Here is a 19,657-nt window from a genome sequence, read left to right as displayed (position 1 = left end):
TGCCAGCCACAGGGAGATCCACATGCGCGTCCTGTCATCCGTTGCCGCCTTGTCGCTGGGCCTGGTCATGTCGACCGGGGCACTGGCCGTCACTGGCGAAGAGGCGCAACTGATCGATTCGATCAATACCTACCGCAGCCAGGCCCAGCGCTGCGGTGACGAGGTGTCGGTGGAACTGCCGCCGCTCAACAGCGACACGCGCCTGGCACTGTCGCCGGAGGGCACGCGTGACCTGCAGCAGGCCATGAGCCGCGCTGCCTACCCGATGGTCAACGTGCAGGCCATCAGTTTGTCCGGCCCGCGTGATGCCCGTGCGGCCATGCATGCCATCGAAGAGAGTTTCTGCCAGGTGGTGCTCGACCCGCAGTTTGTCGACATCGGCGTCAGCCAGGAAGGCCGTGACTGGCGCATCGTGCTTGCCCGGCCGTTGCTCAGCGGGCGCCTGGGTGACTGGCAGGCCGAGGGGCAGAAGGTGTTGCAGGCCATCAATGCCGCACGCAAGGCGCCGCGCCAATGCGGCGGCCAGCCGTTTGCCGCGGCGCCGGCGCTGAGCTGGAGCGCGGCGCTGGCGGGCGTGGCAGCCGGCCATACGCGGGCCATGGCCAACCAGAACTTCTTCGACCATATCGACAAGGACGGGCGCACGCCGGGTGACCGGGCAGAACTGGCCGGCTACCTGTACCGGCAGATCGGCGAAGACATCGCCGCCGGGCGCGACACCGCGCAGAAGGTGGTGGATGGCTGGCTGGACAGCCCCGGCCACTGCGCCACCCTGATGAACCCGGACTTCCGCGAAATGGGCGCAGCCTATGCGGTAGACCCGAAGAGCGATGCGGGCATCTACTGGACCGGCCTGTTCGGCACGCCGCAATGACCCTGTAGGAGCGCAGCATTTGCGCGCAGCGCCAACGCTGTGCAGCCAAACCGCCGCCGCACGCACTTGCCCAGGTAGCTGGCATCGCCCAGGCCGACCTCATCGGCGATCTGTGCCAGGCTGTGGCTGGAGTTGAGCAATCGCCAGCGCGCCTGCTGCAAGCGCATTTCCAGCCACCAGGCCTTGGCGCTCATGCCGTGGCTGGCCTGAAACTGCCGATCCAATTGCCGACGGCTGATGCCCAGCTCGCCCGCCAGCCGTTCGATCGACCCCTGTGCCCCCAGGTGATGGCGCATCAGCGCCAGCGCACGCTGCACCTGGCGCCCCTGCCCCGCACCGGCCTCCAGTGACCGCAGGGCATGGCGGCTATCACGCGTTTCGTCCACCAGCATGTCGGCCAGGCCCTTGAGCGCCCGGGCACGCCCGCAGGCGCCCGCCAGCAGTTCCACCGCCAGGTCGATGGCTGCCGTGCCCCCGGCACAGGTGATGCGCGCGCCATCAATGCAGTACAACTGCTCGCGCAGCACCTGCAGATGCGGGAAGGATGCCCGGAACTCCGCTTCGTGGCGCCAGTGCACCACGACCTTGTGCCCGTCCAGCAGGCCGCAGGCGGCCAGCAGGAAAGCAGCGTTGTCGATGGCGACCAGTTTCACCCCCGCCCTGGCCGCACGCTTGAGCACAGGCTTGTAGCGCGGCGCCAACGCAGCCGTGGCGTCGGCATTGCGGCTGCCGAACAGCACCAGGTAGTCGTAGTCATTCCACTGCAGCTGCTCGGTAATGGCCTGCGTCTGCATCACCGCACCACTGCTCGACGGCACGGGCTCGCCGGTGAGGCTGGCCAGGGTCCAGCTGCAGTAGTGCTGCCGGCTGTAATCCTCGTCGTCGGCGCTGAAGCGCAGCTTGTCGAGAAACGCACCGAACGGCAGCAAGGCGAAGTCCGGCAACGGCAGGATCAGCAGGCGGATATCAGGGGTCATGGAAAACAGGTCCAGAAAACACCATTGAATGTCCAGATCATACCCTGCACTTGCAGTGCCGTCCCATAGACTGGCTGCTCGTGAATACCTGAGGCGCCCATCATGGCTCTGGATACCTGGTTCATCTACCTGCTGGCGAGCATCGGCCTGTCGCTGACCCCTGGCCCGAACAGCCTGCTCGCCCTGACCCACGGTGCACTGTATGGCGCACGCCGCACGCTGTTCACCATCGTCGGCGGGGTGTTCGGCTTCAGTGCACTGATTGCGCTGGCGATGTTCGGGCTGACGGCGCTGCTGCAGACGTCGGCCTCGGTCCTGACCGTGCTCAAGTGGGTCGGTGGAGCCTATCTGGTGTGGCTGGGCATTCAGCTCTGGCGCAGCCCTGCCCTGCATCTGGAGGTGACCGAGCGCGCTGCCCGCCTGAGCAATCTGGGGATGTTCCGCCAAGGCCTGCTGTCTGCTATCGCCAACCCCAAGGTACTGCTGTTCTACGGTGCCTTCCTGCCGCAGTTCATCGACCCACAGCGTGGGCTGTTGCTGCAGTTCGCGATCATGGCGGCAACCTTTGCCAGCGTCGAATGCGGGGTCGAATACGTGCTGGCGCGTCTGGCGTTTCGTATCCGGCCCTGGCTGGCCAAGGGCGGCAAGGGGTTCAATCGCTGCTGTGGGAGCCTGTTCGCGTTGATTGGTGTGGCCTTGCCGCTGGGCCGGTAGCTTCTTAACCTCGCCGCGAAACCAGCAGGAAGACCACCAGGGCCAAGCCCGGCAGCGCAGCCCCCACCAGCGCCACACCGTGCCACCCCTGCTGGACAAACACCGCACTGGCCACCGCCGAACCCATTGCCCCGCCCAGGAAGATGCTGGTCATGTACAGCGCATTCAGCCGCCCACGGCTGGCCGGGTCCAGTGCATAGACTTCGCGCTGGCCGATGACCATGTTCATCTGCACCGCAAAATCCAGCAGCACCCCGGTCAGCCCCAGGCCGATCACGCTGTAGCCGGGCGCCGTCAGCCCCAGCAGCAGCGCCAGCGGTGCCAACACCAGCGCCAGCAACGAGCCGGCACGGGCATGGCCGGCGTCGGCCAGGCGGCCGGCCATGGGTGCGGCGATGGCGCCGACCGCGCCGACCAGGGCGAACAAGGCGATCTGGCTTTGCGACAGACCGTGCTCACTGGCCAGGGCCAGCGGCACCGCGGTCCAGTACAGACTGAACGCCGCGAACATCAAGGCCTGGTACAGCGAACGCTGACGCAGCATCGGGTATTGGCGCAGCAGGGCAACCAACGACAGCATAAGCCCGGCATAGCTCGCCTTGTGCTCAGGCACCCGGCGCGGCAGCGTCAGCCCCAGCAACAGGATGATTGCCAACATCAGGCCTGCAGCGCCAATGAACACCGTGCGCCAGCCAAAGTGGTCGGCGATCAGGCTCGACAGCGGCCGCGCCAGCAGAATGCCCAGCAGCAGGCCACCCATGATGTTGCCGACCACCCGCCCGCGTTCTTGCTCAGGCGCAAGGTGCGCGGCCAACGGAATGAGCATCTGTACAGCCACCGAACTGAAACCGATCAGCAGGGCATAGACCAGGAACAGTTGCCCCTGGCCACCGCTGGCGGTCCCCGCCAGCAACAGGCTGACGCAGGCCAGCACGGCGGTGACGATCATCAACCGGCGGTTTTCCACCAGGTCCGCCAGTGGCACCAGCAACAGCAGGCCCAGTGCGTAACCCAGCTGGGTCAGCGACACGATCAGGCTGGCGCGCTCGGTGGACAGCCCCAGATCCGGGGCGATCAGCCCGACAATGGGCTGTGCGTAATAGATATTGGCGACGATCGCGCCACAACAGAACGCCAGCAGCGCGACCAGGGCACGGCTCAGGCCGGCATGGGCTGGCTGGCCAGCAGCAAGGGAAACATTCATGCGAGGTACCTCGGCATCGGGTCGGAATATGCCAGGCACCTTACCGGGCGCTTGCCGGTGAGAGAATCCGCCCCCGGCGCAACGGGGCTTTGCGCCAGGCGCAACGGCAGGGCTCAGGGCTTGAGCAGGCCCTCGCAAAAGCCGATGAACGCATTGACCCGGCGCGAGCCTCGATGGTTAGGCAAGTACAAGGCATTGATGCTGTCGTTGGCCGTGCCGGGGCTCACCTGCCAGTCGGCAAACAGCCGCTGCAGGCGCCCGGCCGCGACATCCTCGCGCACCAGCCAGTCGGCCAGCAAGGCGATACCGCTACCGGCCAGTGCCGCTTCGCGCAACAGGTCGGCGTTGGCGCTGCGCAGTGGCCCGCTGACTTCCAGTTCCAGGGCCTCGTCGGCCCGCTGCAGGCGCCAGGCCCGCGCCTTCTGCCCGTAGCGAAAACGCAGGCAGGCCTGCTGCAGCAACTGTTCGGGGTGCAGCAGCGTGTCACGCCTGGCCAGGTAATCGGGGCTTGCCACCAGCCAGCGCTGGAAGCGGCCGAGAGGCCGGCACACCAGTTCGTCGTTCGGTGATGGGTCACCCAGGCGAATGGACAGATCGTAGCGGCCGTCGAGCAGGTCATCGAGCCGGTCGCTCATGTCGATGTCCAGCTCCAGCGACGGGTAGCGGGCCAGGAATGGTCCCAGGTGCGGTGCAATCACGCGCCGGCCGAACTCCACCGGCAGGCACAGACGCAGCACGCCGACCGGCTCATCGCCACGGTCGGCGACGCTGGCGTCGGCGTCCTCCAGCGCGTCGAAGATTTCCCTTGCCCGTGCGTAGTAACGCGCGCCTGCTTCGGTCAGGCTGACCTGGCGCGTGGAGCGGTTGAGCAAGGTCGTGCCGAGTTCCGATTCCAGCGCATCGACCAGGCGCGTCACCGACGAGGTAGCGACACCGAGCCGGCGCGCTGCCGCGGAAAAGCCCCGGGCATCGACTGTCGTGGTGAACATCCTCATCGCCAGGAGCTTGTCCATAGGTCCCCCGAATCTCAAATCTCGGAACAGTCCTACAAACGGCAAGGCGGGTCAAGAAGCGCACAGCAGAGCGATCAGGTCCATAGTGGAAGCACCTCCATCAGCGCGAGAACTGCCCATGACCATCACCAACCTGCTCAATGCCCTGCCCCATTGCGACCCTGCCGCTGCCGAGCGGGTCGACGAACTGCTGCAGCGCCCTGGCCTGCGCATCGAACGCATCGTCTCCTGTGGCCAGTCCAGCCCGCCCGGCTACTGGTACGACCAGGCCGAGGGCGAGTGGATCATGCTGTTGACCGGCACCGCCGGGCTGCGCCTCGAACACGAGGACTTCACCCGGCTGTTGGTACCAGGCGACTGCCTGGACATTCCAGCCCATTGCCGGCATCGCGTGGAATGGACTGCACAGGGGCAGTCGACCATCTGGCTTGCCGTGTTCCATGGCATCGACACGGCGTGGCCGAGCCATTGAAACACCCTTCGTTCATGCTACAAAAGTCTAAGCCATCACATTTATATGCCGGCCAAACACCGAATTTACTGAAATTTTCAGCACCTGATCTAGACTTTTAGCCACATCTTCGCAAGTTCAGCCCTGCGACAATCAGTCCCAGAAAATTATGTACTAACTTGTTAATTAGCAAGCTAAGGGCTTAAACTGCGCACATTCCACCTGCTGAGATCCCTGGCATGAACGAAACACCGCGCGCCTCTGGCGCCACAAACATCATCCTGGTCGGCTTGGGCGTGATCGTCGCCCTGCTCGGCCTGCTCCTGGCTGCTGGCGGCTTCAAGCTTGCCGGCCTGGGCGGTTCCTGGTACTTCCTGATCGGCGGCCTGGCCATGGCCATCGCCGGTATTCTCATCGCTCGCCGCAAGCAGGCCGGCGCCTGGCTGTATGCGGCGTTCCTGGTCGGTACCGCGATCTGGGCACTGAGTGACGCCGGCCTGGTGTTCTGGCCCCTGTTCTCGCGCCTGTTCATGTTCGCCGCGATCGGCATGGTGGTGGCGCTGGTCTACCCGATGCTCGCCCGTGCCAATGGTGCCAGCGCGGGCCGTGGTGCCTACGGCATCGCCGGCGTGCTGGCCGTGGTGCTGGTGATCGCCGCTGGCAACATGTTCGTCGCCCACCCAAGCGTTGCCCCCACCGGCAAAGGCCCGGGCATGACCCCGGTCGAAACCGGCAAGGAGCAGAAGGACTGGGCCCACTACGGCAACACCGAAGGTGGCAGCCGCTTCGCCGCGCTGGACCAGATCAACCGCGACAACGTCAACAAGCTCAAGGTGGCCTGGACCTACCACACCGGTGACGTCGCCATCAGTGACGGCAACGGTGCCGAAGACCAGCTGACCCCGCTGCAGGTCGGCAACAAGGTGTTCATCTGCACCCCGCACAACAACCTGATCGCCCTCGACGCCGACACCGGCAAAGAGCTGTGGAAGAACGCCATCAACGCCCAGTCCAAGGTCTGGCAGCGTTGCCGTGGCATGGCCTACTTCGACGCCACCGCTGCGATCGCCCAGCCGACCCAGCCGAACAGCTCGCCGATCACCGGTGGCAGCGTCGCGGCCGGCGCCAACTGCCAGCGCCGCCTGCTGACCAACACCATCGACGGCCGCCTGATTGCTGTCGACGCCGACAACGGCGAGTTCTGCCAGGGCTTCGGCAACAATGGCCAGGTCAACCTCAAGGCCGGCCTGGGTGATGTGCCGGACTCCTACTACCAGCTGTCCTCCGCACCGCTGATGGCCGGTACCACCGTGGTGGTTGGCGGCCGCGTTGCCGACAACGTCCAGACCGACATGCCCGGCGGCGTGATCCGTGGTTTCGATGTGATCACCGGTGAAATGCGCTGGGCCTTCGACCCGGGCAACCCGGAAGATCGCAAAGCGCCGGAAGGCGACAGCACCTACGTGCGCAGCACGCCGAACAGCTGGGCACCGATGTCCTACGACCCGGCGATGAACACCGTGTTCCTGCCAATGGGCTCGTCGTCCACCGATATCTATGGCGTTGAACGCAGCAAGCTGGACCACACCTACGGCGCCTCCGTGCTGGCCCTGGACGCCACCACCGGTAACCAGAAGTGGGTATTCCAGACTGTGCACAACGACCTCTGGGACTTCGACCTGCCGATGCAACCGAGCCTGATCGACTTCACCAAGGACGACGGCAAGTCCGTGCCTGCAGTGGTGATCGGCACCAAGGCCGGGCAGATCTACGTGCTCGACCGCGCCACCGGCAAACCGCTGACCCAGGTCGACGAGGTGCCGGTCAAGCCAAGCAACATCCCCAACGAGCCGTACTCTCCGACCCAGCCCAAATCGGTAGGCATGCCGCAGATCGGCGCGCAGACCCTGAGCGAATCGGACATGTGGGGTGCCACTCCGTATGACCAGCTGCTGTGCCGTATCGACTTCAAGAAGATGCGCTACGACGGCCTGTACACCGCGCCGGGTACCGACCTGTCGCTGAGTTTCCCGGGTTCGCTGGGTGGCATGAACTGGGGCAGCATCTCCACCGACCCGGTCCATGGTTTCATCTTCGTCAACGACATGCGCCTGGGCCTGTGGATCCAGATGATCCCGTCGCAGAACAAGGGCGGCGCGGCCTCCGGCGGCGAAGCATTGAATACCGGCATGGGCGCCGTACCGCTCAAGGGCACCCCGTACGCGGTGAACAAGAACCGCTTCCTGTCGGTTGCCGGCATCCCGTGCCAGGCCCCGCCATTCGGCACCCTGACCGCCATCGACATGAAGTCGCGCCAGATCGCCTGGCAGGTACCGGTCGGCACCGTGGAAGACACCGGCCCCCTGGGCATCCGCATGCACCTGCCGATCAAGATCGGCCTGCCGACCCTCGGCGGCACCCTGTCGACCCAAGGCGGCCTGGTGTTCATTGCCGGCACCCAGGACTTCTACCTGCGCGCCTACGACAGCAGCAATGGTAACGAAATCTGGAAAGCCCGCCTGCCGGTAGGCAGCCAGGGTGGCCCGATGACCTACGTTTCGCCAAAGACTGGCAAGCAGTATGTGGTGATCACCGCTGGCGGTGCGCGCCAGTCGACTGATCGTGGCGACTATGTGATTTCTTACGCCCTGCCGTAAGACCGCATCGCTCTGTTCGCGGGTGAACCCGCTCCTACAGGATCTACACTGCCCATGCTGATGGCGCAGTCCTTGTGGGAGCGGGTTCACCCGCGAATAGACCCCCAAAAACAACACGAGACACAGCAATGCCATCCGCAATCCGCATCACTCCAACCCTGCTTCTGGCCCTGGCCAGCACCGCTGCCCTGGCCGACGGCGACCTGCTCAACCGCAGCACCATGACCGGTGACTGGGGCGGCTTGCGTCACCAGCTCGAAGAAGGCGGCGTCAAGATCACCGGCGACTACAGCGGTGAAACCGCCTACAACGCCCACGGCGGCCTGCACCGCTCGGCGCGCTACTCGCAGAACATCAAGCTCGGCGCACAATTCGACCTGTCGAAACTGTACGGCCTGGAAAACGGCGGCAAGGTCCAGCTGACCATCAACGATCGCCGCGGCAACAGCGCCTCGGAAGACCTGGTCGGTAACCGCCTGCCGATCCAGGAAAACTACGGTGGCCTGTACACCCGCCTGACCGAACTGAGTTACGAACGCACATTGTTCACCCCGGCGCTCAACGTCAAGCTCGGCTACATGGCCATGGGCAACGACCTCGGCGGCCTCGACAGCGGCATCCTGTGCAACTTCATGAACGCCGGCTTCTGCGGTCACCCGCTGAACATGTCCGGCGGCAGCGGCTGGACCAACTACCCCAACGCCCACCTCGGCGTGCGCGTGAAGTACGACCTGTCGCCGTCCTGGCAGTTGCGTGTGGCGGCGTTCAACGTCGACCCGGAAAGCAACGGCAACTCCAGTCGCGCCTGGCACCTGGGGCCCAAGCACACCACCGGTACCGTCGTGCCTGTGGAACTGGTGTACAAACTGCAGGGCGAACTGCCGGGCGAGTACAAGCTGGGTTACTACTACGACAGCTCCGACGTGAAGCGCGTCGACAGCAGCAAGGAAGTGTCCGGTCGCGGTGGCCACTACCTGCTGGTCGACCAGGCCGTGTGGAACGACGCCGGCTCGCCGGGCCGCAGCCTGCACGCCTTCGGCCAGTACTCGGCAGCGAGCGAGGCCGCCTCGCCGTTCACCAAGTGGTATGGCGCCGGCGTGGTGCTGTACAAGCCGTTCGCAGGCCGCCCGCGCGATACCGTGGCCCTGGGCTATGGCCGCGCCGTACCGAACCCGCGTAGCCGTGATGTGCTGGAAGACGCCGCCTTCAATGCCGGGCAGCAGTTCCCCAACATCGACAACGCCGAGCAGTTGATCGAACTGAGCTACGGCTACCAGGCCACGCCGTGGCTGAACCTGCGCCCGGATGTGCAGTACATCATCGAGCCAGGAGCGTTCTCCGGGAAGGACATCGATAACGCGCTGGTGGTTGGTCTGCAGGTCAAGGCGACCTTTTAAGCCGCCCAATCGCCGGCAAGCCGGCTCCCACAGGTACAGCGCTGCCTGCAAGGCATGCGTTATCCCTGTGGGAGCGGATTTACCCGCGAGTAAGCCAACACCGTCATTCCTGCCTGAGGTAATCCACCAACCTCAGCAACATCGCATCACAACCCTGCATCTGTTCGACGCTGACGAACTCGTCCGGCTTGTGCCCTTGGTCCATGCTGCCCGGCCCGCACACCACGGTCGGAATACCGGCCTGGTCGAACAGGCCGCCTTCGGTGCCGAACGCCACGGTGCCAAAATCATCCGATCCACTGAGCAATGCCACCAAATGTGCGGCCTCGCTGTCGGCTGGCGTGGCCAGCCCCGGATACGCACTCAACGGTTGCAGGCGAATTGCACTGCCATCGTTGACCTTGCGCATGCGCGGCAGCAACTCGGTCTCGGCGTAGGCCTGCAGCTGGTCGGCCACCGCCTGCGCTTCGAACCCCGGCAGCGCGCGCACCTCGAAATCGAACGCACATTCCTCCGGCACGATGTTCAGCGCCCTGCCCCCTTTGATGACCCCGGTCTGCACCGTGGAGAACGGCGGGTCGAAGCGCTCGTCGTGATGGGCCGGCAACGCCAGGGCATCACCGATCTCGCCCAGCTTGCCAATCAACTTCGCAGCGTACTCGATGGCATTTACCCCGTAAGGTGCGTACGCCGAGTGACACGCCGCGCCATGCACCTCGCAACGCATCGCCAGCTTGCCCTTGTGGCCAAGCACCGGCTTGAGCTCGGTAGGCTCACCGATCAAGCACAGGCGCGGCTTGTTCGGGCGTTTTTCCAGGGCGGCCAGCATCGAGCGCACGCCCAGGCAGCCAACTTCCTCGTCATAGGAGAACGCCAGGTGCACCGGCATGCGCAGCGGTTGCGCCAGGAATGCCGGCACGGCAGCCAATACCGAGGCGATGAACCCCTTCATGTCAGCCGTGCCACGGCCATACAGGCGCCCGTCGCGCTCGGTCAGGGCGAAGGCCGGCAGCGTCCAGGCCTGGCCGTCCACTGGCACCACGTCGGTGTGCCCGGACAGCACCACACCGCCGACATCCTTGGGACCGATGGTGGCGAACAGGTTGGCCTTGCTGCCTTCCGGGTTGTGGAACAGCTCGCACGCCACCCCAAGCTCGGCCAGGTAGCCGTGGATGAAACCGATCAGCTCAAGGTTGGAGTCGCGGCTGACCGTGGCAAAGCCGATCAGCCGCTCCAGCAAGGCGCGGCTGCTGAATTCACTCATCGCCCGGCACCCCGTAGCTGGGTGCGGCAGTCGGGTCGAGGGCGCGGGTAACGTAGTCCTGCATCTGCGGGCGGTACGCCTGCCACAGGCCATCGAGCACGCCGATCGGGTCTTCATCAGCCCAGTCCACACGCAAGTCCACCAGCGGCCAGGTCAGTTCACCGGCGATCTTCAGTGCCGCGGAATGCACCGGGCCGGCCTCACCACCCGCCGCCATCGCCGCGTGCATGGCCGCCAGCAGACGGTCAGCCAGATGCCCACCGGCCTGTTCGAAGGCCTGCACCATGGCTTCGATCACCTGGAGCGAAGACAACAGGTTGCCAGCGGCCGCGCACTGCTCGCCCGCCACGGCGTTATGCACGCCCAGCGCCTCCTTGCCGGTGAACAGCGCCACCTGGCCCTGGCTGTCGATCACCGTGACCTGGCGATACTCGCTCCAGCCATTGGCGCTGAGCACCCGGTCCAGCGCGGCGGCAGGCGGCAACTGGCCCTGCTCCAGGGCATCGAGGATTTGCGGGCCGAGTGCCGGCAAGGTGATGTTCTGGGTGGACACGGCGCCGACGCCAGCACGGACCCACGGGCAACGGGCGCCCACGGCGATGCTCGACGAGCTGATGGCAATACCGACCTGGCCGGTTTCCTGGCAGCGACCGATGATGGAGAAGGTCATGGTGGAACTCCTGTTGTTCTGTGCGATGCCCAGCATTCTGGGCGCAAGCTTCAGGGCCACGAAACCAACATTTTCCTGTGCCTTGAACAGGAAAAAACTAAGGCCGGCCGATACCACTCGAATAGCCCTGAAAAACCCGGCCAAGCCCAGGCAAATCAAGGCCTTCGCCGTTTTATCGGCAAGCCCCAGCTAAATACTATTTTCGCGATTTCCCAGGCGTCCCTAGTCTGGCCCCAGGCAACGGCGGTCCTCCAAACCGACCTGACAAAAACCGCCTGAACAAGGGCTCGGACATGACACTGAACAACATCGAAATCGACACCCTCGTGGTTGGCGCCGGCCAGGCCGGCGTGGCCATGAGCGAACACCTGAGCAAGCTTGGCGTGCCGCACCTGGTGCTGGAGCGCAAGCGCATCGCCGAGGCCTGGCGCACCGGCCGCTGGGATTCGCTGGTGGCCAACGGGCCGGTCTGGCACGACCGCTTCCCGGGGCTGGAATTCAACCTCGACGCCGACGCCTTCGCCGGCAAAGACCAGGTCGCCGACTACTTCGAGCAGTACGTACGCAAGTACAACCTGCCGGTACGCACCGGCATCGAAGTGAAGAAGGTAGTACGCAATGCCGACCGCCCCGGCTTCACCATCGAGACCAACGAAGGCGTGATCCGTGCCAACCGTGTGGTGGCTGCCACCGGCCCGTTCCAGAAACCGGTCATCCCGGCCATCGCGCCGAAAGATGCCAACCTGCACCAGATCCACTCCGCCGCCTACTACAACCCCGAGCAGCTGCCTGAAGGCACCGTGCTGGTGGTAGGCGCCGGTTCCTCCGGTGTGCAGATCGCCGAAGAGCTGATGCGTGCCGGGCGCCAGGTGTACCTGTCGGTCGGCGCCCACGACCGCCCGCCACGGGCCTACCGCAACCGCGACTTCTGCTGGTGGCTGGGCGTATTGGGTGAGTGGGACGCGGAAATCGCCAAGCCGGGCCGCGAGCACGTGACCATCGCCGTCAGTGGTGCCCGTGGCGGCCACACCGTGGACTTCCGCGCCCTCGCCCACCAGGGCATGACCCTGGTCGGCCTGACCCAGTCGTTCGAAAATGGCGTGGCTCGCTTCCAGGACAACCTGGTGGAGAACATCAACCGCGGCGACGAAAACTACCTGGCCCTGCTGGATGCCGCCGATGCCTACATCGAGCGCAACGGCCTGGACCTCCCGGAAGAGCCGGAAGCGCGCAAACGCCTGGCTGATCCGGAATGCATGGTCAACCCACTGCAGCAACTGGACCTGGCCCAGGCCGGCGTCACCAGCATCATCTGGGCCACCGGCTACGGCGTGGACTTCAGCTGGCTGCAGGTCGACACCTTCGACGCCAACGGCAAGCCCCAGCACCAGCGTGGCGTCGCCCGCGAGCCGGGCGTGTACTTCCTCGGCCTGCCCTGGCTGTCGCGCCGCGGCTCGTCGTTCATCTGGGGCGTGTGGCACGACGCCAAGCACGTCGCCGGCCATATCGCCACGCAACGCACCTACCTGGCCTACCGCGACCGCGAACAACGCGAAGCGGATGAGCAAGAAAACCCGATCAGCAACGTCAGCACCTTTGGAGCCCACTGATGCCTACCCATACTCGCATCCGCATGTTCAACACCAAGGAAACCTACCCCAACCAGACCCTGGACAACGACCTGTGCCAGGCCGTGCGGGCCGGCAATACCATCTACGTGCGCGGCCAGGTCGGTACCGATTTCGAAGGCAAGCTGGTGGGCCTGGGTGACCCTCGGGCGCAGACCGAGCAGGCGATGAAAAACGTCAAGCAGCTGCTCGAAGAGGCAGGCTCCGACTTGTCGCACATCGTCAAGACCACCACCTACATCACCGACCCACGCTTCCGCGAGCCGGTGTACAAGGAAGTCGGCAAGTGGCTCAAGGGCGTGTTCCCGATCTCCACCGGGCTGGTGGTGGCCGGCTTGGCCCAGGCCGAGTGGCTGATGGAAATCGACGTGATTGCGGTGGTGCCGGATCAGCAGTGATCCAGTTGAGATAGCTGGGGGCGCCCTGCGCCCCTTTCGCGACACAAGGCCGCTCCTACAGGAAATGTGTGATCCCTGTAGGAGCGGCCTTGTGTCGCGAAAGGGCCGCGAAGCGGCCCCAACGTCCTCAGAATTTAGCCAGCTCTTCCCGACAAAACTCGACAAACAACTGCGCGGGTTTAGTCAACTGCACCCGCTTCAGGTGCGCCGCCGCCAACCCCGACAGCGCAACCGGCTCGGCGATGTCGATCGTCACCAGTTTCTGCCCGTCATAAGTGCATTCCGAATGCGGCCGGGTCACCAGCAGCGAAAACCCGAAGCCCTGCCCTACCATCCCGCGCACCATCTCGATCGACGGCGAACTGAAGACGATGTTCGGCGTCAGGCCCATTTCATTGAACAGGCTGACGAAGTAGGTGCGGCTCGGCGCCACGTCCAGCAGGATCATCGGCTCCGGGCACAGGTCGCGCAGCGACACCTGCGCCTGGCCGGCGAAGCGATGCTTTTCGGGCAACAGCACGTATGGCTTCTGCGGCGGCATCAAGGGCTCGGCTTCAATGGTGCCGTCCAGGTCGTGGTCATAGAGAAACGCCAGGTCGAAGGTACCTGCGGTCAGGCCCTGGATCAGGTCCTGCTGCTCGCCGTCGCGCAGGCGGATGTCCACGCCCGGATAACGCTCGCGAAAACCGGCGATCAGCCGCGGCAGATACAGCGGCGCCACGGTTTCGAAGCAGCCAATGTCGATCTGACCGGCCACTGTGTCGTTGTCGGCCAGGGCGTTCTGCTCGAACTCGTGGGCCATCTGCAACAACGACTTGGTCTTGGCGTAGAAACGCTTGCCACTTGGCGTCAGCGAGACGCCCTGGGCGTGGTGGCGGATGAACAGCTGCACACCAAAGCTTTCCTCCAAGCTCTTGATCGCCGTGGAGATCGACGGCTGGGCGATGTACAGCTGCCGCGAGGCCTCGGCGACGCTGCCGGCCTCTACGGTGGTGACGAAGTATTTGAGTTGTCGCAGGGTGTAGGAAGCCACAGGCACCTCGTTGGCGCCGTTCGCGGGCACCTTGGAATTTTCCTGCCACTTTACCTTGTGCCTTGATTCAGCGGGCTGCTGGGTGATGAAGGATTTGCCTATGGCTTGAACATACTTTTGTGTTGCCAGGAGGCGCTGCATTGCCCTCGGGGCTGCGCCTCGCTGGTGAAACAGGCCAGAACGTCTTTACTGGTAGGTAACGACCCGCAGGTACGGTGTGCGCCTATGAAGATCGTTGTCACCAGCATCCTCGTCGACGACCAGGCCAAGGCCCTGGCTTTCTACCACTATGTACTGGGCTTCGAGCCCAAGCATGACATCCCCATGGGCCAGCATCGCTGGCTGACGCTGACCTCACCCAATGCCCCGAATGGCGTCGAGCTGCTCCTGGAGCCCGATGCCCACCCGGCGGCGAAGGTCTACAAGCAAGCGCTTAAGCAGGACGGCATTCCGGCCACCTCCTTCGGCGTGCGCGATATCCAGGCCGAGTACACCCGGCTGTGCAAGGCCGGCGTGAAGTTCACCAAGGAACCCACCGACCTTGGCCCGGTCACGGTCGCGGTGTTCGACGACACCTGCGGCAACCTGATCCAGATCGCCCAGAAACACTGAGCAGCGCCCATGGCAGCCGATGCTGCCATTGGCTACATTGCAGCTGTACCCCGTGCGCCACAACAAGGAAAACAGATGCGCCACGAATTCAGCGAAGTGCTCAACGACCTGGTCGACTATTTCCTGCTGGGCGATATCCAGCTGCTCGACCGTTTCAAACACGAAAACCACCTGTCCGACGACCTGGCCCGCGAGTTCACCAGCAATGACAGCGGCGACAAGGCCGTGGCCGAAGGCGTGGTGGTGCCGCTGGCGGGGGTCGACAACCTGCCCTACCACATCCTGTTCACCCTCGATGGCTACACACCGGCCCTGTTAGAGCCCGGCAGCCGCCTCAAGCACCGGCGCAATGGCTATGTGCTGCAGGTCGAGAACCGTACGGTGATGCTTTACACCTGGCGCATCCTGCAGCATTTCACCAACAAGACGCTGGGTGACCTGATAGCGCGCTATCAGGTGCCGGGGCGGCCGATCATCGAGCTGGACAATGGCTGGTATGACGTCGAGGTGCTGGCGGGGGCGCTGATCCGGGACGGCTTGTACGAGCCGGCGTTCGAGTTCGTGCTGAAGAAGCGCTGGAACCGGGGTGAGGCCAAGGGGGTGGATACCGGGTATGCCTTTACCTTGCGGGGGTATTTCGACTGACTTTTGCCTGTGCCGGCCTCTTCGCGGGACAAGCCCGCGAAGAGGCCGGTCCTGCCTAACTGATATCCCGATCCTTGGTCTCCGGCAGGAAGAAGATCCCCAGCACCGCCGTCATCACCGCAATCACGATCGGGTACCACAACCCGTAGTAGATATCCCCGGTGGCCGCCACCATCGCGAACGCTACGGTCGGCAGGAAACCACCGAACCAGCCGTTGCCGATGTGGTATGGCAGCGACATCGAGGTGTAGCGGATACGCGCCGGGAACAACTCCACCAGCCACGCGGCGATCGGCCCGTAGACCATGGTCACGTAGATCACCAGAATGGTCAGCAGCAACAGCACCATGGGATAGTGGATCTTCGCCGGATCGGCCTTTTCCGGATAACCCGCTTCCTTCAAGGCGTTGCTCATGGTCGCGGTGAAAGCGTCACTCTGGGTCTTCAGGTCAGCCGCCGCCAGGCTGCTGCCGTCGAAGCTGGGAATCACCCGTTCACCGATGCGAACCTGTGCCACGCTGCCAGGCTCGGCCGCCTGGTTGGTGTAGGGAATCGCGCGCTTGGCCAGCAAGCTCTTGGCAATGTCGCAAGAGCTGGTGAATCGGGCCTTGCCCACCGGGTCGAACTGGAACGCGCACTGCCCAGGGTCGGCGACCACCACCACCGGGTTCTGCTCCTGGGCGACGAACACGTCCGGATTGCCGTACTCTGTCAACGCCTTGAAGATCGGGAAGTAGGTCAGCGCGGCGATGATACAGCCGGCCATGATGATCTTCTTGCGGCCGATGCGGTCCGACAGGCTGCCGAAGAAGATGAAGAACGGCGTGCCGATCAGCAAGGAACCGGCGATCAGCAGGTTGGCGGTCTGCGGGTCGATCTTGAGCATCTGCAGCAGGAAGAACAGCGCGTAGAACTGCCCGGTGTACCACACCACCGCCTGCCCGGCCGTGCCGCCGAGCAACGACATGATCACCACCTTGAGGTTGTCCCAGCGGGCGAACGACTCGGTCAGCGGTGCCTTGCACGCCTTGCCCTCGGCCTTCATCTTCAGGAACACCGGCGACTCGTTGAGCTGCATGCGGATGTATACCGAAATTGCCAGCAGCAGGATCGACAGCAGGAACGGCACCCGCCAGCCCCAGGCCTCGAACACCTCGGTACCCATGGCGGTGCGGCAGGCCAGGATCACCAGCAGCGAGAGGAACAGGCCAAGCGTGGCGGTGGTCTGGATCCACGCCGTGAAGAAGCCACGCCGCCCCTTGGGTGCGTGCTCGGCCACATAGGTGGCCGCTCCGCCATACTCGCCACCCAGCGCCAGGCCCTGGAGCAGGCGCAGGGTGATCAGGATGATCGGTGCCGCCACGCCAATCGCCGCGTAACTGGGCAACAGCCCCACCACCGCGGTGGACAGGCCCATGATGACGATGGTGATGAGGAAGGTGTGCTTGCGCCCGATCAGGTCGCCCAGACGGCCGAACACAATGGCACCGAACGGACGCACGGCAAAGCCGGCAGCAAAGGCCAGCAAGGCGAAGATGAACGAGGTGGTTTCATTGACGCCAGCGAAGAAGTGCTTGGCAATGATCGCTGCCAGCGAGCCGTACAGGTAGAAGTCGTACCATTCGAACACGGTGCCCAGCGAGGAGGCGAAGATGACCTTGCGCTCCTCCCTGGTAATGCCCCGTTGGGGCGCGCTACTGCCCGTGGAAGCGCTGTCGAGAACCGCCATGGGGTGCCTCCGTCTTGTCGTTATCGCAGGCCGGAGTACCTCACACCCATTTCACCGTCGCACCCGGGCCCTAGGGCTAGCATTGGTTGCGCGAAGCACGACGAGGTCAGCTGCCTCGGATCGCAGCAAGGTAACTGAAGCATAATCGGCTTTGCCGCAATATCCACTTGCCAGCATCGCCAGATGTCATCACCCCAGAAACCGCTGCACCTCGGCCAGGACCACCTCGGCCCGTTCCCGGTGCGGAACATGCCCACAGCCCGGCAACAGGCACATCGCACTCGGCCCGGCGGCCAGCTTGGTAAAGCGCCGGGGATGCGCTGGCGAACCGAATTCGTCCTGGTCGCCATGCAGGCTGAGCAGCGGGCAATGTACCTGCGCCAGCAGCGCATCCAGGTTCCAGTCGGCGAAGGCATCGTCCAGCCAGGTGTCCACCCAGGCGCGCAGCACCCATTCGGCCTTGTCGCCGTGATAACGCGCCAAGCGCTCCAGCTGCCCTGGTGCGGCGAACTGCTGATCGGCTTCGCGGATACCCTGCAAGGTCAAGTCCTCGACAAAGGCCTGGGCCGATTCGATGATGAGGCCCCGGCAATGCTTGCCATGGGTCACTGCGCAGCCGACGGCCATGCCGCCGCCGACGCTGTGGCCAAAGACGATGAAGTCACCGATGCCCAGCTGCCGCCGCAACGCTGCAAAGCCCTGCTCCGCCTCGGCCTCGACAAAGCCCCGGCGCAAACGGCCAGGATGCGCATCGGAGCGACCGAAGCCCAGCCGGTCATAGGCAATCACCCGCTGCCGGGTCGCCGCAGCCAGCTGTTGGGGAAAGTCACGCCACAAGGCAACGCAGCCCAGCGAGTCGTGCAACAGGATGATCGGTACGCCTTGGGCGTTCAGCGGGCGCCAGTCCTGGGCGAACAGCTTGCCGTCAGGCGTATCGACCCAGTGCTCGAACACGTCGACCTGCATCATGCCGCCCCCTCGACCGGGCCCTTGAGTTCGACCTGGTTGCCATCGGGGTCGAAACAGTACAGCGACAACCCCTCGCCTTCGGCGCCATAGCGCTTCTCGGCCGCTTCGACCGCCACCCCTGCCGCCTGCAGGTAAGCCGTCAGGGCCTGTTCGTCGAACGGTTCGATGCGCAGGCAGAAGTGATGCAGATTTCGCCCTTCGGCCCCTGGCGCCGCGCCACCGGGCCGGCCCAGCGGACCGTCGAGGGTTACCAGGTCGATCATTGCCGTACCGGTCGCCAGGTGGACCATGCCCAGGTCCGGGCGCTCACGGCTGACCGTGCAACCCAGCAGGTCACGGTAAAAGGCCACGCTGCGCGGCAGGTCGGTGACCCGCAGCACCAGGTGGTCGATGTGCTTGATAACGAACGGTCGCATGCCAGACTCCTTGTGGCGATTGCCCGAGCAGGTTCGCCACCATAGCCCAGGACCTGGCCCCCTGACCATCACCCCTACTCATTCACCAGACGTTGCAACTGGCCACCCTCATGCCGGGCGAGGATGCGCAGGATCTGGTCGACCAGCGCCCGGTCAGGCGCCTCCAGGTGAAAATGATGCCCACCCGGGTGCCAGGACACCTTGGCATGGCCTGGCAATGCCGCCTGGCGCTGTTCGAATCCGTTGCCGCTGAACGCGCCCTGCCGGCCAAACATCAGGTACAACGGGCAGCGAATCTCCCGCAGCAGGTCACACGCCTCGCGCTCGGTCAGCGGCATGGGCTCGGGGAGCACCAACCGCGGGTCGTGGCGCCAGCAATAACCCTCGGCCAGCTGCAGCAGATCGCGCAGGGCCAGCAGCCGCGCGGCGTCTTCCGTCAACTCGCCATCCAGGCGCTTGCGCCGTTGCTCGAGGGCGGTTTCCAGGTTGTCGAAACGGCTGCCTTCAGGCTCGGCAAAGCCTTGCAACTGGCTGCGCTTGACCATTTTCTTGAGCCGGTAGGCGCGCGCCAGGTGCTGCACGCGATCGTCCTCGGCCACGGTAAAGGGTGCCCCGATGCCATCGAGGAAGATCATGCTGGCGATACCACTGCTCATGGCCGCGAGCAGCGAGGCGATGCCAGTGCCCATGCCATGGGCAAGCACATGAAACTGAGACAGACCAAGGCTGTCGGTGACTGCCAGCATGTCCTCGGCATGCTCCCAGAGGTAGTAGCCACTGTCGTGGCGGCGATGGTCCGAGCGGCCATGCCCCACCAGGTCGGGTGCCACCACAAAACAGCCTTCCAGCAATGGCCCCAAGCGCTCGAACGAGGCCGCATTGTCCAGCCAGCCGTGTAACGCCAACACCGGAATGCCATCTTCGGCCCCCCAGGTGCGTACTGCTATTTCGATGCCATCGAGGTCCAGCAGGTGATCCTTGGGACTGCACAGCGAATGCATCCGAG

The 19,657-nt window shown here is 64.6% G+C and carries 19 protein-coding genes; 9 read left to right on the top strand and 10 right to left on the bottom strand.

Features of this window, described 5'->3' with window-relative positions; all coding sequences use genetic code 11:
• Window positions 1-22: 22 nt before the first annotated feature.
• On the top strand, window positions 23-874 hold the full coding sequence (locus ACIPZ8_RS23025) for a CAP domain-containing protein (RefSeq protein WP_400727977.1): 852 nt from the start codon (window positions 23-25) through the stop codon (window positions 872-874).
• Here the strand turns inward: ACIPZ8_RS23025 and ACIPZ8_RS23020 are convergent.
• Window positions 841-1,851, bottom strand: coding sequence for a GlxA family transcriptional regulator (locus tag ACIPZ8_RS23020; RefSeq protein ID WP_400727974.1), 1,011 nt, complete (start codon window positions 1,849-1,851; stop codon window positions 841-843). The two genes, ACIPZ8_RS23025 and ACIPZ8_RS23020, sit on opposite strands and share 34 nt — an antisense overlap.
• A gap of 102 nt (window positions 1,852-1,953) precedes the next feature.
• Here ACIPZ8_RS23020 and ACIPZ8_RS23015 point away from each other — a divergent pair, with 102 nt between their 5' ends.
• Entirely contained in the window at window positions 1,954-2,565 is a 612-nt protein-coding gene (locus tag ACIPZ8_RS23015) for a LysE family translocator (RefSeq protein ID WP_400727972.1), read from the top strand.
• Window positions 2,566-2,569: 4 nt separating this feature from the next.
• Here ACIPZ8_RS23015 and ACIPZ8_RS23010 read toward each other — a convergent pair whose 3' ends face one another.
• Both ACIPZ8_RS23010 and ACIPZ8_RS23005 read right to left on the bottom strand, forming a co-directional pair.
• Complete coding sequence (locus tag ACIPZ8_RS23010; RefSeq protein ID WP_400727969.1) at window positions 2,570-3,769, bottom strand: MFS transporter; 1,200 nt, start codon at window positions 3,767-3,769, stop codon at window positions 2,570-2,572.
• A 113-nt stretch (window positions 3,770-3,882) separates the two neighbouring features.
• The gene (locus tag ACIPZ8_RS23005) at window positions 3,883-4,782 is read right to left on the bottom strand and encodes a LysR family transcriptional regulator (protein ID WP_400727966.1); all 900 of its coding nucleotides are present in this window, start codon (window positions 4,780-4,782) and stop codon (window positions 3,883-3,885) included.
• 118 nt (window positions 4,783-4,900) lie between these two features.
• Between ACIPZ8_RS23005 and ACIPZ8_RS23000 the strand changes: the two genes are divergently transcribed.
• The 3 genes from ACIPZ8_RS23000 (at window position 4,901) to ACIPZ8_RS22990 (ending at window position 9,287) form a co-directional block, all read left to right on the top strand.
• The gene (locus tag ACIPZ8_RS23000; RefSeq protein WP_400727963.1) at window positions 4,901-5,254 is read left to right on the top strand and encodes a cupin; all 354 of its coding nucleotides are present in this window, start codon (window positions 4,901-4,903) and stop codon (window positions 5,252-5,254) included.
• A gap of 218 nt (window positions 5,255-5,472) precedes the next feature.
• The gene (locus ACIPZ8_RS22995; RefSeq protein ID WP_400727960.1) at window positions 5,473-7,890 is read left to right on the top strand and encodes a glucose/quinate/shikimate family membrane-bound PQQ-dependent dehydrogenase; all 2,418 of its coding nucleotides are present in this window, start codon (window positions 5,473-5,475) and stop codon (window positions 7,888-7,890) included.
• Between the two features lie 128 nt (window positions 7,891-8,018).
• Entirely contained in the window at window positions 8,019-9,287 is a 1,269-nt protein-coding gene (locus tag ACIPZ8_RS22990; protein WP_400727957.1) for a carbohydrate porin, read from the top strand.
• A 103-nt stretch (window positions 9,288-9,390) separates the two neighbouring features.
• Here the strand turns inward: ACIPZ8_RS22990 and argE are convergent, their stop codons facing one another.
• Both argE and ACIPZ8_RS22980 read right to left on the bottom strand, forming a co-directional pair.
• Complete coding sequence (gene argE, locus ACIPZ8_RS22985) at window positions 9,391-10,551, bottom strand: acetylornithine deacetylase (RefSeq protein ID WP_400727954.1); 1,161 nt, start codon at window positions 10,549-10,551, stop codon at window positions 9,391-9,393.
• Window positions 10,544-11,221: a DUF1028 domain-containing protein gene (locus tag ACIPZ8_RS22980; protein WP_103447616.1), complete on the bottom strand. Its 678-nt coding sequence runs from the start codon at window positions 11,219-11,221 to the stop codon at window positions 10,544-10,546. The genes argE and ACIPZ8_RS22980 overlap by 8 nt, the downstream gene beginning before the upstream one ends.
• A 293-nt stretch (window positions 11,222-11,514) precedes the next feature.
• On the opposite strand from ACIPZ8_RS22980, the gene ACIPZ8_RS22975 reads away from it, so the two are divergent.
• Together ACIPZ8_RS22975 and ACIPZ8_RS22970 are read left to right on the top strand one after the other, a co-directional pair.
• Window positions 11,515-12,831 carry a flavin-containing monooxygenase gene (locus ACIPZ8_RS22975; protein ID WP_400727951.1) on the top strand — a complete coding sequence of 439 codons (1,317 nt, stop codon included), beginning with the start codon at window positions 11,515-11,517 and terminating at the stop codon, window positions 12,829-12,831.
• Complete coding sequence (locus tag ACIPZ8_RS22970; protein ID WP_014590706.1) at window positions 12,831-13,247, top strand: RidA family protein; 417 nt, start codon at window positions 12,831-12,833, stop codon at window positions 13,245-13,247. The genes ACIPZ8_RS22975 and ACIPZ8_RS22970 overlap by 1 nt, the downstream gene beginning before the upstream one ends.
• A 127-nt stretch (window positions 13,248-13,374) precedes the next feature.
• On the opposite strand, the gene ACIPZ8_RS22965 is transcribed toward ACIPZ8_RS22970, so the two are convergent.
• Window positions 13,375-14,280, bottom strand: a complete 906-nt coding sequence (locus ACIPZ8_RS22965) for a LysR family transcriptional regulator (protein ID WP_085677657.1) — start codon at window positions 14,278-14,280, stop codon at window positions 13,375-13,377.
• Between the two features lie 225 nt (window positions 14,281-14,505).
• Between ACIPZ8_RS22965 and ACIPZ8_RS22960 the strand changes: the two genes are divergently transcribed.
• Entirely contained in the window at window positions 14,506-14,892 is a 387-nt protein-coding gene (locus ACIPZ8_RS22960) for a VOC family protein (protein WP_400727947.1), read from the top strand.
• Window positions 14,893-14,967: 75 nt separating this feature from the next.
• A complete protein-coding gene (locus ACIPZ8_RS22955) occupies window positions 14,968-15,537 on the top strand; it encodes a hypothetical protein (protein ID WP_110634891.1) in 570 nt (189 codons plus the stop codon).
• A 55-nt stretch (window positions 15,538-15,592) separates the two neighbouring features.
• On the opposite strand, the gene ACIPZ8_RS22950 is transcribed toward ACIPZ8_RS22955, so the two are convergent.
• From ACIPZ8_RS22950 to ACIPZ8_RS22935, 4 genes are all read right to left on the bottom strand, one after another.
• Window positions 15,593-17,266 (bottom strand): MFS transporter, encoded by a 1,674-nt coding sequence (locus tag ACIPZ8_RS22950; RefSeq protein WP_400727944.1) that lies wholly within the window; start codon window positions 17,264-17,266, stop codon window positions 15,593-15,595.
• 189 nt (window positions 17,267-17,455) lie between these two features.
• Window positions 17,456-18,235: an alpha/beta fold hydrolase gene (locus tag ACIPZ8_RS22945; RefSeq protein WP_400727942.1), complete on the bottom strand. Its 780-nt coding sequence runs from the start codon at window positions 18,233-18,235 to the stop codon at window positions 17,456-17,458.
• Window positions 18,232-18,651, bottom strand: coding sequence for a VOC family protein (locus ACIPZ8_RS22940; protein ID WP_400727939.1), 420 nt, complete (start codon window positions 18,649-18,651; stop codon window positions 18,232-18,234). The genes ACIPZ8_RS22945 and ACIPZ8_RS22940 overlap by 4 nt, the downstream gene beginning before the upstream one ends.
• Before the next feature lie 74 nt (window positions 18,652-18,725).
• Complete coding sequence (locus ACIPZ8_RS22935; protein WP_400727936.1) at window positions 18,726-19,652, bottom strand: alpha/beta fold hydrolase; 927 nt, start codon at window positions 19,650-19,652, stop codon at window positions 18,726-18,728.
• Window positions 19,653-19,657: the final 5 nt, after the last annotated feature.

Source organism: Pseudomonas sp. NPDC089422, assembly GCF_044749405.1.
Lineage (GTDB): Bacteria > Pseudomonadota > Gammaproteobacteria > Pseudomonadales > Pseudomonadaceae > Aquipseudomonas.
Note: the sequence above shows the minus strand (reverse complement) of the source record. Positions and strands in the feature narration are given on the sequence as shown.

Excerpts from the sequence above, each read along its gene's own strand:
- ACIPZ8_RS23025 (WP_400727977.1), top strand. The coding sequence starts at position 23 with ATGCGCGTCCTGTCATCCGTTGCCGCCTTGTCGCTGGGCCTGGTCATG.
- ACIPZ8_RS23020 (WP_400727974.1), bottom strand. The coding sequence starts at position 1,851 with ATGACCCCTGATATCCGCCTGCTGATCCTGCCGTTGCCGGACTTCGCC.
- ACIPZ8_RS23015 (WP_400727972.1), top strand. The coding sequence starts at position 1,954 with ATGGCTCTGGATACCTGGTTCATCTACCTGCTGGCGAGCATCGGCCTG.
- ACIPZ8_RS23010 (WP_400727969.1), bottom strand. The coding sequence starts at position 3,769 with ATGAATGTTTCCCTTGCTGCTGGCCAGCCAGCCCATGCCGGCCTGAGC.
- ACIPZ8_RS23005 (WP_400727966.1), bottom strand. The coding sequence starts at position 4,782 with ATGGACAAGCTCCTGGCGATGAGGATGTTCACCACGACAGTCGATGCC.
- ACIPZ8_RS23000 (WP_400727963.1), top strand. The coding sequence starts at position 4,901 with ATGACCATCACCAACCTGCTCAATGCCCTGCCCCATTGCGACCCTGCC.
- ACIPZ8_RS22995 (WP_400727960.1), top strand. The coding sequence starts at position 5,473 with ATGAACGAAACACCGCGCGCCTCTGGCGCCACAAACATCATCCTGGTC.
- ACIPZ8_RS22990 (WP_400727957.1), top strand. The coding sequence starts at position 8,019 with ATGCCATCCGCAATCCGCATCACTCCAACCCTGCTTCTGGCCCTGGCC.
- argE (WP_400727954.1), bottom strand. The coding sequence starts at position 10,551 with ATGAGTGAATTCAGCAGCCGCGCCTTGCTGGAGCGGCTGATCGGCTTT.
- ACIPZ8_RS22980 (WP_103447616.1), bottom strand. The coding sequence starts at position 11,221 with ATGACCTTCTCCATCATCGGTCGCTGCCAGGAAACCGGCCAGGTCGGT.
- ACIPZ8_RS22975 (WP_400727951.1), top strand. The coding sequence starts at position 11,515 with ATGACACTGAACAACATCGAAATCGACACCCTCGTGGTTGGCGCCGGC.
- ACIPZ8_RS22970 (WP_014590706.1), top strand. The coding sequence starts at position 12,831 with ATGCCTACCCATACTCGCATCCGCATGTTCAACACCAAGGAAACCTAC.
- ACIPZ8_RS22960 (WP_400727947.1), top strand. The coding sequence starts at position 14,506 with ATGAAGATCGTTGTCACCAGCATCCTCGTCGACGACCAGGCCAAGGCC.
- ACIPZ8_RS22955 (WP_110634891.1), top strand. The coding sequence starts at position 14,968 with ATGCGCCACGAATTCAGCGAAGTGCTCAACGACCTGGTCGACTATTTC.
- ACIPZ8_RS22950 (WP_400727944.1), bottom strand. The coding sequence starts at position 17,266 with ATGGCGGTTCTCGACAGCGCTTCCACGGGCAGTAGCGCGCCCCAACGG.
- ACIPZ8_RS22945 (WP_400727942.1), bottom strand. The coding sequence starts at position 18,235 with ATGATGCAGGTCGACGTGTTCGAGCACTGGGTCGATACGCCTGACGGC.
- ACIPZ8_RS22940 (WP_400727939.1), bottom strand. The coding sequence starts at position 18,651 with ATGCGACCGTTCGTTATCAAGCACATCGACCACCTGGTGCTGCGGGTC.
- ACIPZ8_RS22935 (WP_400727936.1), bottom strand. The coding sequence starts at position 19,652 with ATGCATTCGCTGTGCAGTCCCAAGGATCACCTGCTGGACCTCGATGGC.